The 13,172-nt window shown below is 68.0% G+C and carries 14 protein-coding genes; 6 read left to right on the top strand and 8 right to left on the bottom strand.

Annotated elements, in window-relative coordinates; translation table 11 throughout:
- Nucleotides 1-26 precede the first annotated feature (26 nt).
- Both AC5Y39_RS18465 and AC5Y39_RS18460 read left to right on the top strand, forming a co-directional pair.
- Complete coding sequence (locus tag AC5Y39_RS18465; protein WP_500020777.1) at nt 27-947, top strand: MBL fold metallo-hydrolase; 921 nt, start codon at nt 27-29, stop codon at nt 945-947.
- Nucleotides 948-960: 13 nt separating this feature from the next.
- Nucleotides 961-2,199 (top strand): SLC13 family permease, encoded by a 1,239-nt coding sequence (locus AC5Y39_RS18460; protein ID WP_500020779.1) that lies wholly within the window; start codon nt 961-963, stop codon nt 2,197-2,199.
- 19 nt (nt 2,200-2,218) lie between these two features.
- Here the strand turns inward: AC5Y39_RS18460 and rlmB are convergent, their stop codons facing one another.
- The 5 genes from rlmB to carD form a co-directional block, all read right to left on the bottom strand.
- Nucleotides 2,219-3,157, bottom strand: a complete 939-nt coding sequence (gene rlmB / locus AC5Y39_RS18455; RefSeq protein WP_500020781.1) for a 23S rRNA (guanosine(2251)-2'-O)-methyltransferase RlmB — start codon at nt 3,155-3,157, stop codon at nt 2,219-2,221.
- A complete protein-coding gene (cysS, locus tag AC5Y39_RS18450) occupies nt 3,158-4,558 on the bottom strand; it encodes a cysteine--tRNA ligase (RefSeq protein WP_500020867.1) in 1,401 nt (466 codons plus the stop codon).
- A 76-nt stretch (nt 4,559-4,634) separates the two neighbouring features.
- Nucleotides 4,635-5,111: a 2-C-methyl-D-erythritol 2,4-cyclodiphosphate synthase gene (gene ispF, locus AC5Y39_RS18445; RefSeq protein ID WP_500020783.1), complete on the bottom strand. Its 477-nt coding sequence runs from the start codon at nt 5,109-5,111 to the stop codon at nt 4,635-4,637.
- Nucleotides 5,108-5,773, bottom strand: coding sequence for a 2-C-methyl-D-erythritol 4-phosphate cytidylyltransferase (gene ispD / locus AC5Y39_RS18440; protein ID WP_500020785.1), 666 nt, complete (start codon nt 5,771-5,773; stop codon nt 5,108-5,110). Before ispD ends, ispF begins: the two co-directional genes overlap by 4 nt.
- A 27-nt stretch (nt 5,774-5,800) precedes the next feature.
- Nucleotides 5,801-6,289, bottom strand: a complete 489-nt coding sequence (carD, locus tag AC5Y39_RS18435; protein WP_003921720.1) for an RNA polymerase-binding transcription factor CarD — start codon at nt 6,287-6,289, stop codon at nt 5,801-5,803.
- Nucleotides 6,290-6,607: 318 nt separating this feature from the next.
- Here carD and AC5Y39_RS18430 point away from each other — a divergent pair, with 318 nt between their 5' ends.
- Genes AC5Y39_RS18430 through disA form a run of 3 tightly spaced genes read left to right on the top strand, consistent with a single transcriptional unit; the run spans nt 6,608 to nt 9,726 of the window.
- Nucleotides 6,608-7,174: a copper chaperone PCu(A)C domain-containing protein gene (locus AC5Y39_RS18430; RefSeq protein ID WP_500020787.1), complete on the top strand. Its 567-nt coding sequence runs from the start codon at nt 6,608-6,610 to the stop codon at nt 7,172-7,174.
- 33 nt (nt 7,175-7,207) lie between these two features.
- Entirely contained in the window at nt 7,208-8,617 is a 1,410-nt protein-coding gene (gene radA / locus AC5Y39_RS18425) for a DNA repair protein RadA (RefSeq protein ID WP_500020789.1), read from the top strand.
- A complete protein-coding gene (disA, locus tag AC5Y39_RS18420; protein WP_500020791.1) occupies nt 8,614-9,726 on the top strand; it encodes a DNA integrity scanning diadenylate cyclase DisA in 1,113 nt (370 codons plus the stop codon). Before radA ends, disA begins: the two co-directional genes overlap by 4 nt.
- Before the next feature lie 6 nt (nt 9,727-9,732).
- Here the strand turns inward: disA and AC5Y39_RS18415 are convergent, their stop codons facing one another.
- Both AC5Y39_RS18415 and AC5Y39_RS18410 read right to left on the bottom strand, forming a co-directional pair.
- Nucleotides 9,733-10,506: a hypothetical protein gene (locus tag AC5Y39_RS18415; protein WP_500020793.1), complete on the bottom strand. Its 774-nt coding sequence runs from the start codon at nt 10,504-10,506 to the stop codon at nt 9,733-9,735.
- A gap of 60 nt (nt 10,507-10,566) precedes the next feature.
- Nucleotides 10,567-11,199: a carbonic anhydrase gene (locus tag AC5Y39_RS18410; protein WP_500020795.1), complete on the bottom strand. Its 633-nt coding sequence runs from the start codon at nt 11,197-11,199 to the stop codon at nt 10,567-10,569.
- A gap of 37 nt (nt 11,200-11,236) precedes the next feature.
- Between AC5Y39_RS18410 and AC5Y39_RS18405 the strand changes: the two genes are divergently transcribed.
- Nucleotides 11,237-12,169 carry an iron-sulfur binding domain-containing protein gene (locus AC5Y39_RS18405; protein ID WP_500020797.1) on the top strand — a complete coding sequence of 311 codons (933 nt, stop codon included), beginning with the start codon at nt 11,237-11,239 and terminating at the stop codon, nt 12,167-12,169.
- Here the strand turns inward: AC5Y39_RS18405 and AC5Y39_RS18400 are convergent.
- Nucleotides 12,118-13,104 (bottom strand): GlxA family transcriptional regulator, encoded by a 987-nt coding sequence (locus AC5Y39_RS18400; RefSeq protein WP_500020799.1) that lies wholly within the window; start codon nt 13,102-13,104, stop codon nt 12,118-12,120. The genes AC5Y39_RS18405 and AC5Y39_RS18400 overlap by 52 nt on opposite strands.
- Nucleotides 13,105-13,172: the final 68 nt, after the last annotated feature.

Genomic DNA, 13,172 nt, shown 5'->3' with positions numbered 1-13,172 from the left:
CGCGGAATTCGCCGTAGGGTTGACCCATGCGCCTCAAGCTCGGCCGTCCGTTCGTCGAGGACTTCACCAAGCGGTTCGACGTGCCGCCCGCCGAGGCCGACGCTCCTCTATCGGTGACGTGGTTGGGCGTGGCGACACTTCTCGTCAGCGACGGCACTTCGGCGCTGATGACCGACGGGTTCTTCTCGCGGCCGAGCCTGGCCACCGTGGTGTTGCGGCGGGTGGAACCGTCGCTGGAGCGGATCATCGGCTGCCTCGAACGAACCCGTGTCCGCAAACTGGATGCGGTGATTCCGGTGCACACCCACTACGACCATGCGCTTGACTCCGCGGTGGTGGCCGCACGCACCGACGCCAAGCTCGTCGGCGGTGAGTCGGCAGCCAACATCGGCCGCGGCTACGGCTTGCCCGACGACCGCGTCGTCGTCGCGACCTCAGGTGAGCCGATCACCCTAGGTGCGTACGAAGTGACGCTGATCGAGTCGAAACACTCACCGCCCGACCGGTTTCCGGGCGTGATCACCGAACCTGTGGTGCCGCCGGTCAAGGCGTCGGCCTACAAATGCGGCGAGGCATGGTCCGTGCTGATTCGTCACCGGCCAACGGATCGTCGGCTGCTGGTACAGGGCAGCGCCGGGTTCGTCGAGGGCGCGCTGGCCGGACAGCGGGCAGATGTGGTCTATCTGGGCGTGGGACAGCTCGGGGTACTGCCCGAGCAATACCTGGTCGACTACTGGAACGAAGTGGTGCGTGCCGTCGGCGCCCATCGGGTGGTGCTGATCCACTGGGACGACTTCTTCCGCCCGCTCACCGAGCCGATCCGCGCGCTGCCGTATGCCGCCGACGATCTGGATACCACCATTCGGGTGCTGTCGCGGCTCGCCGCGGCAGACGACGTGGCATTGCACCTGCCGGTGTTGTGGCAGCCTGAAGACCCCTGGGCCTGAGGCGGATTGGCGATTGTTCCTCTCGCTGGCGCTGCTGGCCGTGGTGCTGACGTTCGCGTTGCTGCGCCCGAGGGGATGGACCGAGGACGTCGTGGCGGTGCCCGCGGCTGTGCTGTTGATTGCGGTCGGTGCACTTTCGCTGCGCGATGCGGTCGACGAGGTGGCCCGACTTCTGCCGGTTGTCGGATTCCTTGCTGCGGTGCTGGTGCTGGCGCGGCTGTGCGACGACGAGGGTGTGTTCCGGGCGGCCGGCATGGTGATGGCACGCGGCAGCGCGGGACAGCCCCGGCGGCTGCTGCGCCAGGTGTTCGTGATCGCATCGCTGACCACCGCGGTGCTGAGTTTGGACGCGACGATCGTGCTGCTGACGCCGGTAGTGCTGGCCACTGCCCGCATGCTGCGGCTGCCGGCCCGACCGCACAGCTATGCCAGCGCTCATCTGGCCAACACCGCGTCGCTTTTGCTACCGGTGTCGAACTTGACCAACCTGTTGGCGTTCACGACGGCCGGGGTGTCGTTCACCCGGTTCACGGCACTGATGACGGCGCCGTGGCTGGTAGCGATTGCCGCGGAATACCTTGTCTTTCGGCGCTTTTTCGCAAGCGACCTGTCCGCGCCGGCGGATGCCGACGAACTTCCCGACCGCCCGCAAGTGCCGGTGTTCGCGCTGGCGGTGCTGGGTGTGACGCTGACGGGGTTCGCGGTGACGTCGCTGGCGGGGGTGTCGCCAGCATGGGTGGCCTGTGCGGGCGCAGCCGTGCTGGCAGTGCGGGGGCTGATCCGGCGGACGGGCACGCTGCCGGAGGTGGTGCGTGCAGCCAATGTGCCGTTCCTGGCTTTCGTGCTGGCGCTCGCGGTCGTGGTGCGGGCCGCGATGGTCAACGGGCTCGACACTGCGACACGAGATCTGCTGCCCAGCGGGAGCGGATTGCCTGCGCTGCTCGCGTTGGCGGCAATCGCCGCGGTGCTGTCCAATCTCGTGAACAACCTTCCCGCGGTATTGCTGCTGCTGCCTCTTGTCGGCGGCGGCGGCGCGGCGTCGGTGCTCGCGGTGCTGATCGGCACGAATGTCGGCTCCAACCTGACCTACATCGGCTCGCTGTCCAACCTGCTGTGGCGAAATGTGCTGCGCGACAACGCCGCCGAGGACGGCATCGGGCGCTTCGTCCGCCTCGGTTTGTGCACGGTGCCGATCACTTTGGTGTTGGCGGTGCTGGCGCTGTGGGCAGGGTTGCACGTCCTGGGGACGTGACAGCTGCCCTCTTGAAAAGCTAGCGGCGGCGCTGGCGTGCGACCTCGGCCAGCACCACACCGGCGGCGACGGCGGCGTTCAGCGATTCAGTGGGCCCGGCCATCGGAATCGACACCACCGCGTCGCAGTGTTCGCGGACCAACCGCGACAACCCCTTACCCTCCGAGCCGACGACGATCACCATGTCGCCGGCGGCGTCCAAATCGTCGATCGTCGTGTCACCGTCAGCGTCCAACCCCACGACGAAAAGCCCGCTCGCGGCCCAATCCCGAAGTGTCCGATTGAGATTCGACGCCCGAGCGATCGGCACGCGTGCCGCCGCACCAGCGCTGGTGCGCCACGCCACCGCGGTGACGGCCGCGCTGCGCCGCTGGGGGATCACCACACCGTGGCCACCGAAGGCTGCGACTGACCGGACGATCGCCCCGAGGTTGCGGGGATCGGAGATGTTGTCGAGCGCCACGAGAAGTGCGGGTGATGACGCGTCGCGAACCGCGGTCAGTAGGTCGTCGGGATGGGCGTACTGGTACGGCGGCACCTGCAACGCGATGCCCTGATGCAGCCCGTTGGCGCTGAGGCGGTCCAGATCGGTGCGCGGCACTTCCAGAATCGGAATTCCGGAATCTGCTGCGCGCCGGACCGATTCGGTCAAGCGCTCGTCGGCGTCGGTGCCGAGCGCCACATACAACGCGGTCGCCGGCACTCCGGCCCGCAGGCATTCCAGCACCGGGTTGCGGCCGAGGACGATCTCGGTGTCGTCGGTCTTCTTTCCGGTGCGACGCGACTTTTCCTTGGCCGCAGCACGTTTGGCCGCCGGGTGGTTCGGTCGCAGGTGAGCGGGCGGCGTGGCACCCCGCCCTTCGAGGCCGCGCCGGCGCACGCCCCCGGAGCCGACGGTGGGCCCCTTCTTGGTGCCGGGCTTTCGTACCGCGCCGCGGCGCCGGGAGTTTCCGGCCATCTACTTGTGACCGTCGGTCAGGGTCCACTGCGGCCCGTCGGCAGTGTCGGTGACCTCGATGCCGGCCTGCTTCAGCCGGTCGCGGATCTCGTCGGCCAGTGCCCAGTTCCGCTGGGCCCGTGCCGCCTCACGGCGCTCGAGTTCGGCCTGCACCAACACGTCCACGGCGGCCAGCGCGGCCGACGTCTCGTCGCGGGTCTCCCATCGCTCGTCGAGCGGGTCACAGCCCAAAACCGCCATCATCGCGCGTATTTCGCCGGCCCGGGCCAGGGCGGTCTCGTGATCGCCCGACTCGAGCGCCCGGTTACCTTCGGCACGAGCGTTGTGAATCTCGGCCAGCGCGATCGGCACCGACAAATCGTCGTCGAGCGCCGCCCCGAACCCCGCTGTCCACTTGCCCGGCACGACCGCGCCGACGCGGGTGCGGACCCGGTGCAGGAAATCCTCGATCCCCGTGTAGGCCTTGACGGCATCCTGCAGCGCCGTCTCGGAGAACTCGAGCATCGACCGGTAGTGCGCGCTGCCCAGGTAATACCGCAACTCGACGGGCCGAACACGTTGCAGCACAGCAGGAATGGACAACACGTTACCGAGCGACTTGCTCATCTTTTCCCCGCCCATGGTGACCCAGCCGTTGTGCAGCCAGTACCGGGCGAAGCCGTCGCCGGCCGCGCACGCCTGCGCGATCTCGTTCTCGTGGTGCGGAAACACCAAATCCATTCCCCCGCAATGGATGTCGAATTCCGAGCCGAGGTATTCGTGTGCCATGGCGACGCATTCCGAGTGCCATCCGGGACGCCCGCGGCCCCACGGTGTCGGCCACGACGGCTCGCCCGGCTTGGCACCCTTCCAAAGCGTGAAGTCGCGCTGATCACGTTTACCCGCGCCGACGCCCTCGCCTTGGTGGACGTCGTCGATCCGGTGGCCGGAAAGCTTGCCGTAGTCGGGGAAGCTCAACACGTCGAAGTACACGTCGGCGTCGCCTTCCCGTTCCGAGCGGTAGGCGTGGCCGCGTTCGATCAGCCGCTCGATCAACTCGACGATCTGCGTGATGTGGCCGGTGGCCCGCGGCTCCGCCGACGGGGGCAGCACGCCCAGCGCGTCGTAGGCGGCGGTGAAGGCCCGCTCATGCGTGGCGGCCCACTCCCACCAGGGCCGGCCGGCATCAGCGGCCTTGATCAGGATCTTGTCGTCGATGTCGGTGACGTTGCGGATGAATGCGACGTCATAGCCGTGTGCCATCAGCCACCGGCGCAGTACGTCGAACGCGACGGCGCTGCGGACGTGCCCGATGTGGGGAAGGCCTTGCACGGTGGCGCCGCACAAGTAGATCGACACGTGCCCGTCGCGCAGCGGCACGAAATCGCGGACGGCACCGGCGTAGGTGTCGTACAGCCGCATGGCGGGAGGCCTAGCCGATGGGGCGGCCGACCCGACAGCCTGAGCGCGATCGGTCACGACGTGCCAGCTTACCGGCCTATTCGCGGGCGATGACCAACGCTGTCGCGATCGCGGCCAAACCTTCACCGCGACCGGTCAAGCCGAGCCCGTCGGTGGTCGTCGCCGACACCGACACCGGCGCGCCCAAGAGATCCGACAGCAGCTCTTGCGCGCGCTGCCGGTGTGGCCCGACCTTGGGCCGGTTGCCGATCACCTGCACAGCGGCGTTGACGGGCTGAAAACCCGCGCTGGCGAGCTCGCCCCGCACGTGCCCGAGCATCTCGGCGCCGGTGACCCCGGCCCAGCGCGGATCGTCGACACCGAAGACAGCGCCGATGTCGCCGAGGCCCGCGGCCGATAGCAGCGCGTCGCACAACGCATGCACGGCGACGTCGCCGTCCGAATGGCCGCTGCACCCGTCGGCGTCCTCGAACAGCAGTCCCAGCAGCCAGCACGGCCGGCCCGCTTGCACGGGATGCACGTCGGTGCCCAGCCCCACCCGCAAGCCGGTCACGCCTGTCTCCTCACGACAGCTTCCGCCAGCAGCAGATCCAACGCGGTGGTGATCTTGAAAGCCAGTGGATCGCCGTCGACGACGTGCACCCGCGCCCCGATGTTCTCGGCCATCGACGCGTCGTCGGTGAAATCAGCCGTCTCGGCGCGTTCGTACGCGCGCAGCAGCAGTTCGGTGCGAAAGCCCTGCGGCGTCTGCACTGCCCGCAGCCCGGACCGGACCGGCGTCGCGATCACGTCTGCGTTGGCGTCGACGACCTTGATGGTGTCGGCGACTGGAAGCCCCGGAACCACTGCCTGATAGCCGTCCCGCAGCGCGTCAACCACGCGCGCGATCAACGCAGGCGGGGTCAGCGCCCGGGCAGCGTCGTGAACCAGCACCAATTCCGGCTCGCCGACCGCAGCCAGCGCACGTCGCACCGATTCGGTGCGGTCCCGCCCACCGGCGACCACCGTCGCGTCGGCGCCGAGGATCAGCTTCGCCTCATCGGTGCGATTGGCGGGCACTGCGACGACGACCGCGTCGACCACTTGCGAGTCCCGCAGGCCATCGAGGGCGCGTTCGAGCAGCGTCCTGCCCCTGAGGTGAACGAATGCCTTGGGTCTGCCGGCACCGAGCCGCTCGCCAGAGCCTGCGGCCGGGACGACCGCAACCGTGGTCATCGGCGCCGCTTTGTGGGCGAGCAGCCGTCAGGAGGCGGCGGCCAGAACCTCGTCGAGGATGGTCTCGGCCTTCGCGTCGTCGGTGTTCTCGGCCAGCGCAAGCTCGCCGACGAGGATCTGGCGGGCCTTGGCCAGCATCCGCTTTTCACCCGCCGACAGGCCGCGTTCCTGGTCACGGCGCCACAGGTCGCGGACGACCTCGGCGACCTTGTTCACGTCACCGGAGGCAAGCTTCTCCAGGTTGGCCTTGTAGCGACGCGACCAGTTGGTCGGCTCTTCGGTGTGCGGCGCCCGCAGCACCTGGAAGACCTTGTCCAGACCTTCCTGGCCGACCACGTCGCGCACACCCACATACTCGGCATTTTCGGCGGGTACTCGAACTGTCAGGTCACCCTGGGCAACCTTCAAGACGAGATATTCTTTCTGCTCGCCTTTGATGGTCCGGGTTTCGATCGCTTCGATCAACGCAGCACCGTGGTGTGGATAGACAACGGTGTCTCCGACCTTGAAAATCATCTGTTTCGAGCCCCTTTCGCCACTCCATGCTAACACGGGCCTCCGACACGGGTCGAACAACGGTGCAGGTCAGGGCCACCTTGGCTGAACATTGGGGGTTGACAGACCGGCGAATACATGCTTGCCGACGGCCGTCGCGACAGCCGGTGACCTGCACCGCAGGTAGCTGTCTCGAGTGGCGCCGACCACCCGTCGGCACCGATTTGTGGCCCGCCCGCTTCGCAGTGAAAAACCGACCTACTACTGTGCATAGTCGAACAGTGGCGGCCAGGTGCCCGGCCGAAATCCGTGCCAGTTCATGCCGACCAGGAGGCATTTGTGAACCTCTCTACCACCCGCGGATCCGTGTTCGGCTTCGCCGCTGCGACGCTGATCGCCACGACGCTGACGGGCTGCGGTGCGGGACAGCAGTCCCAGACCGCCACCCAGGAACCTGCGGTCAACGGCGCCAGCGCGAGCGTCGGGGACATCGCATTGCGCGACGTGCGTATCCGTGCCGACCAGAACAGTGCTGCGGTGCCGCCGGGCGAGACCGTCGATTTGCTGTTCGTCGCCGGAAACCAGTCGGCTACCGAGAGCGACCGGCTGGTCAGCATCACCTCTGATATCGGGTCGGTGAAGCTCAGCCCGTCCGACCCGGAGGTGCCGGCCAGCCGCTCGCTGATCGTCGGCAAGCCGGAGGGTCCGGAGGCCGAGGAGCTGCAGGCTGCGACCAAGGCGATCACGGCGACCGCCACCGTCACGCTCGACAAGCCGGTCAGCAATGGCCTCACCTACAACTTCGTGTTCAAGTTCCAGCGCAGCGGCGAGGCTAAGGTGTCGGTGCCAGTGACCGCGGGCGAAAGAACTCCACGCCAGCAAGGCCCGGCTGGAGAAGGTCACTAGCGATCTGTCGGACCCGCCCGATACCTTCTCGGCGTGGCCAAGACGCGCACCCAATATCGCTGTTCAGAGTGCCGGCACGACTTCGCCAAATGGGTGGGCCGGTGTCCTGAGTGCGGCACGTGGGGCACAGTCGACGAGGTGGCGGCCACGCTGTCCGGTGGGCGCGGGCAGCGCTCGACGAGCCCCGGCTCGCCCGCAGTGCCCATCACGTCGATCGCCGCGGACATCACCCGCCACCGTCCCACCGGGGTCGACGAACTCGACCGGGTCCTGGGCGGCGGCGTGGTGCCGGGATCGGTGACGCTGCTCGCCGGTGAACCGGGTGTCGGCAAGTCCACGCTGCTGCTGAAAGTCGTCCACCAGTGGGCCAGCGGCGGCCAGCGAGCGCTGTACGTCTCCGGCGAGGAATCGGCCGGGCAGATCCGGATGCGCGCCGAGCGCACCGGCTGCAGCCACGACCAGGTGTATCTGGCCGCGGAGTCGGACGTCGACAACGTGCTTGCGCACATCGACGCTGTGCGTCCGAGCCTCGTGGTGGTCGACTCGGTGCAGACCATGTCCACCACCGACACCGACGGCGTCACCGGCGGCGTGACCCAGGTACGGGCGGTCACCACCGCGCTGATGGCGGTGGCCAAACGCAGCGGCGTGGCGATCGTCCTGGTCGGCCACGTCACGAAAGATGGCGCGATCGCGGGTCCTCGAACACTGGAGCACCTGGTCGACGTCGTGCTGCATTTCGAAGGCGACCGGCAGTCGATGCTGCGGATGGTGCGCGGGGTGAAGAACCGGTTCGGCGGGGCCGACGAAGTCGGCTGCTTCCAGTTGCACGAAGGCGGCATCGAGTGCGTCGCCGACCCGTCGGGCCTGTTCCTCGACCAGCGCCCAGAGCCGGTGTCGGGCACCGCGGTCACGGTCACGCTCGACGGCAAACGGCCCCTGATCGGCGAGGTGCAGGCGCTGCTGGTGCAGTCGTGCGGCACCACGCCGCGGCGGGCGGTCAGCGGCATCGACCCGTCGCGTGCCGCGATGATCAGCGCCGTACTGGCCAAGCGGTGCAAAATGCCGACGCTGCTGCTCTCCGACATCTACCTGTCGACCGTCGGCGGCATGCGCCTCACGGACCCGTCCTCCGACCTGGCCGTTGCTCTGGCCATGGCTTCGGCGTGCCGCAACCGGCCGCTGCCGTCTTCGGTGGTGGTGATCGGCGAGGTCGGTCTCGCCGGCGACCTGCGGCGGGTCACCGGCATGGAACGCCGCCTCGCCGAGGCCGCTCGGCTGGGTTTCACCACGGCGCTGGTGCCGCACGGCGTCAAATCGGCGCCCGAGGGAATGTGCGTGCTGCCGGCGAAAACCATCAACGGCGCGCTTGCGTTGCTGGCTGAGATTACGGTCAAGGAACCAGCACAGACACCGAAGGACGACAGGCCGCATTGGCTATGACCACGCCGGACCGCAGCAACAACACCAAGGCGCCGTTGGCGCACCCTGCACTTCGCGAGACGCTGCGCCGGCTGGCGCCCGGCACGCCGCTGCGCGACGGGCTCGAACGAATACTGCGGGGCCGCACCGGTGCGCTGATCGTGCTGGGCTACGACGAGCGCGTCGAGTCGATTTGTGACGGCGGCTTTTCGCTGGACGTGCGTTTCGCGCCGACCCGGCTGCGGGAGCTGTCGAAGATGGACGGCGCGTTGGTGCTGTCCTCCGACGGCAGCCGCATCGTTCGGGCCAATGTGCAGCTGGTTCCCGACCCGTCGATACCCACCGACGAATCGGGAACCCGGCACCGCTCTGCGGAGCGCACCGCGATTCAGACAGGCTATCCCGTTGTCTCCGTTAGCCATTCGATGAGCATCGTGACGGTGTACGTCGCGGGTGAGCGGCATGTGATGGCCGATTCGGCGACCATCCTGTCGAGGGCCAACCAAGCGGTGGCCACCCTGGAGCGCTACAAGTCGCGCCTCGACGAGGTGAGCCGCCAACTGTCCACCGCCGAAATCGAGGATTTCGTCACGCTGCGCGACGTGATGACCGTCGTTCAGCGGCTGGAAATGGTCCGGCGCATCAGCCTCGAGATCGACGAGCACGTCGTCGAGCTCGGCACCGACGGCCGCCAACTCAAACTGCAGCTCGAGGAACTCGTCGGCGGCAACGACTTGGCCCGCGAGCTGATCGTGCGCGACTACCACGCCAACCCCGAGCCGCCGACGGCCGAACAGGTGGCCTCCACGCTCGACGAGCTCGACCAGCTTTCTGATACCGAGCTGCTGGACTTGACCGCTCTGTCGAAGGTTTTCGGCTATCCATCGACGGCGGAGGCGCAGGACTCACCGATGAGCCCACGCGGATACCGGGCAATGGCCGGAATCCCGCGGCTGCAGTTCGCACACATCGACCTGCTGGTGCGCGCGTTCGGGTCGCTCCAAGGGCTGCTCGCCGCCAGCGCCGGCGACCTTCAGAAAGTCGAGGGCATCGGCGCGATGTGGGCGCGGCACATCCGCGAAGGCCTCTCGCAGCTGGCCGAGTCGACGATCGCCGACAGGCTCGGCTGAACCCGCTCAGCCGGCCGGCGGCGCCTGAACCGGTCCGGGCTGCCCGGGAACGGGTTGGCCTTGAGCGGGAGGTTCGTTCGGCGCCGGTGCGGGCGCGATGATGAACGGCACCGGAGCCGAGCGCAGGTTGCCCAGCTGCACGACAAGGTTGTAGGTGCCTGGCCCGATCGGCTGACGCGGCAGCGGGCACTGCGGTGCCGAACCCATGCCGGTCCATGTCACTTCGGTGGTCACCTGCTCGCCCGGGCTGAACTTCTTGACCAGCGTCTCGTTCGATGGCGCGCAGTCCAGGTTGGACCACAGCCGCTGGTTGTCCAACGAGTAGACGTAGGCGGCCAGCACAGCGGCGCCGACGTCACGCTGGCATGCCACCAAGCCGATGTTGGTGACGACCATCGTGAACTTCGGCTGCTCGCCGAAGACGTACTGCGGCTGGCTGGTGATGCCCTTGACGGCAAGCGTGGAGTCCGGGCAGTCGTCGCCGTCCTTCAGCACCGGCGGCGGCATGACAGCCGCTGTGGGCGTCGGGTTCTGGACCGGCGGCGGAGGCAGCGGCGTGATCGGCGACTTCACCTCCGGCTGCGGATTGGGCGCTTGGGAAGCGGGCACGTCTGAGGGCTTGGCCGCCGGTTTGGTGTCCGGGCCGGAGCCGTTGCTCAGCACGGTGAACACGACGGCGACGACGATGCCGATCACGACGACCGCGATGCCGCCAGCGAGAGCGCGGCGTCGCCAGTAAATCTGCGGCGGCAGCGGGCCCTGCGGTTCGAGATCCAGCACGTTCTCACGGTAAGGCCAGGTCACCGTGAGCCGTCCGACGTGACTCGGCGTGTCGCCGGGCTAACTTCCTGCGGGATGCTCGCCGATCTCGCCGACGCTGTGGCGTAGCACCACCCGACCGTCGGCGAGGTGGTACGTCACGCCGACGATCGCGAGCTCGCCGGTCGGGATCCGCTCCAGGATCGTGGTCGACCGGCTCAGCAGCTGCGCGGCGGTCTCCCGCACGTGGTGTGCCTCGAACTCGTCTACCTGCTGCAGGCCTTCCCGGCGGCCGGTCAGCACCGACGGAGTGACCCGTTCTACCAGGTCGCGAACGTATCCGCGCGGGATCACACCTTCGTCGAGGGCGTTGAGGGTCGCCTTGACCGCGCCGCAGCTGTCGTGGCCGAGCACGACGATCAGCGGCACCTCGAGGACCGACACTGCGTATTCGATCGAGCCCAACACAGCCGAGTCCAGGACGTGGCCCGCGGTCCGGACCACGAACATGTCACCGAGGCCTTGGTCGAAAATGATCTCGGCGGCCACCCGGCTGTCGGAGCAGCCGAACACCACCGCAGTGGGTCGCTGGCCCTCCGCCAGGCTGGCGCGATGCTCGACGCTTTGGCTGGGGTGCGCGGGCTTGCCGGCGACAAAGCGCTCGTTACCCTCCTTGAGTGACTTCCAGGCGGACGCGGGATTCGTGGTCGGCATGCGTGACATTGTGCCTTGCCACCGTCCGGACCGGCAGATGACCGTCGACAGTGTCGAGTTGATCGGCTGGTACGAGGTGGCTCAGCGCGATCTGCCGTGGCGGCGGCCGGGCGTGAGCCCCTGGCAGATTCTGGTCAGCGAGGTCATGCTGCAGCAGACGCCGGTGGCGCGGGTGCAGCCGGTTTGGGAAGCCTGGGTGCGACGGTGGCCGACGCCGTCTGCGACGGCGGCGGCCAGTGCAGCCGATGTGCTGCGGGCGTGGGGCAAGCTGGGGTATCCGCGCCGCGCGAAGCGGCTGCACGAGTGCGCGACAGTGATTGCCCGCGACCACGACGACGTGGTGCCCGACGACGTCGAAACGCTGCGGACTCTGCCGGGAATCGGCGAGTACACCGCCCGTGCCGTGGCGTGTTTCGCCTACGGTCACCGAGTTCCGGTGGTCGACACCAATGTCCGCCGGGTGTTCGCCCGTGTGGTCCACGGGATCGCCGACGCTGCGCCAAGCAGTCGTGATCTCGCCGAAGTTGCCGCGATACTCCCCGAGAATGCCAGTGCACCAACGTTTTCCGCGGCATTGATGGAGCTCGGCGCGACGATCTGCACCGCCCGGGCACCGCGCTGTGGCGTGTGCCCGCTCAGCGGCTGCGCGTGGCGAGCGGCGGGCCGACCGCCTGTCGAGGCGCCGGTCCGTCGTCCTCAGGCCTACGCCGGCACCGACCGACAGGTGCGCGGCAGGTTGCTCGACGTCTTGCGCGCCAACGATTTTCCGGTGTCACGCGCACAGCTGGACATCGCGTGGCTGACGGACCAGGCGCAGCGCGATCGCGCTCTGGAATCTTTGTTGGCCGACGGGCTGGTGGAGCAGACGGCCGACGGTCGTTACGCGCTTGCCGGCGAGGGCACGAAAAACGTTGGTGCTCAAGCGGATTTCTCGCACGAGGCATCCGGACAGGCGAACCTGCGCCGGTAATCCGACGGGGTGAGCCCGACCAGCCGGCGGAAATGGTGGCGCAGCAGGGTCGCGGTGCCGAAGCCGCACCGCTCGGCGATGCGGTCGATGTCCAGATCGGTCTCCTCCAGCAGCTGCCTGGCGTAGAGCACCCGCTGTTCGGTCACCCAGTGCATCGGCGTTGTGCCGGTTTCCTCCACGAACTTTCGCGCGAACGTGCGCGCCGACATGTTGGCGCGGCGTGCCATCGAAGCCACGGAGTGCGGCTTGTCGAGATTCGCGAGTATCCAGTCCAGCTGCGGCGCGAACCCCGGAGAACAGCTGGTCGGCACCGGCTGCGAGATGAACTGACGCTGACCGCCGTCGCGCTGCGGGGGCACCACCATCCGGCGCGCGATGATGTTGGTGATCTTGCTGCCGAGTTCCCGACGGACCAGGTGCAGACACGCGTCGATACCCGCGGCCGTGCCGGCACTGGTGATCAAGTTGCCGTCGTCGACGAACAGTACGTCGCGGTCGACGTGCGCGGTCGGATAGGTGCGCGCCAGCTCGTCGGCGTGCATCCAATGCGTCGTACATCGACGCCCGTCCAGCAGCCCGGCGGCGCCGGCGACGAACGCGCCCGAACAGACGGTGAGAATCGTCGAGCCTGATTTGGCGGCGGCACGCAGCGCGGCAAGCGCCTCGCGCGGGTACGGCTCGGGTCCTTGCGCGGGGTGCACCGCGGGCACCGCTACGAGGTCGACGCCGATGAGCCCGTCCAAACCGTGATCGGGAATGACTCTCGCGCCGACTGACGTTTCCAGTGGCTGTCCGGGCTGCGGCCCGCACACCCGGAAGTCGAAGTTGGGCACTCCGTCGGATTCGCGGTCGACACCGAATACCTCGCAGACGACCCCGAACTCGAAGATCGACAGCTTCTCCAGGATCAACACCGCGACCGATCGCAAAGCCATGGCAGTATTTTATCGCAATACGTCAGTGCTGCCACTGTTGGCGCAATGTTGAGTAGCGCAGAGTTACT

Source organism: Mycobacterium sp. NGS39, from assembly GCF_059812765.1.
The sequence above is the reverse complement of the archived record's forward strand: the minus strand, read 5'-3'. Positions and strand labels throughout refer to the sequence as shown.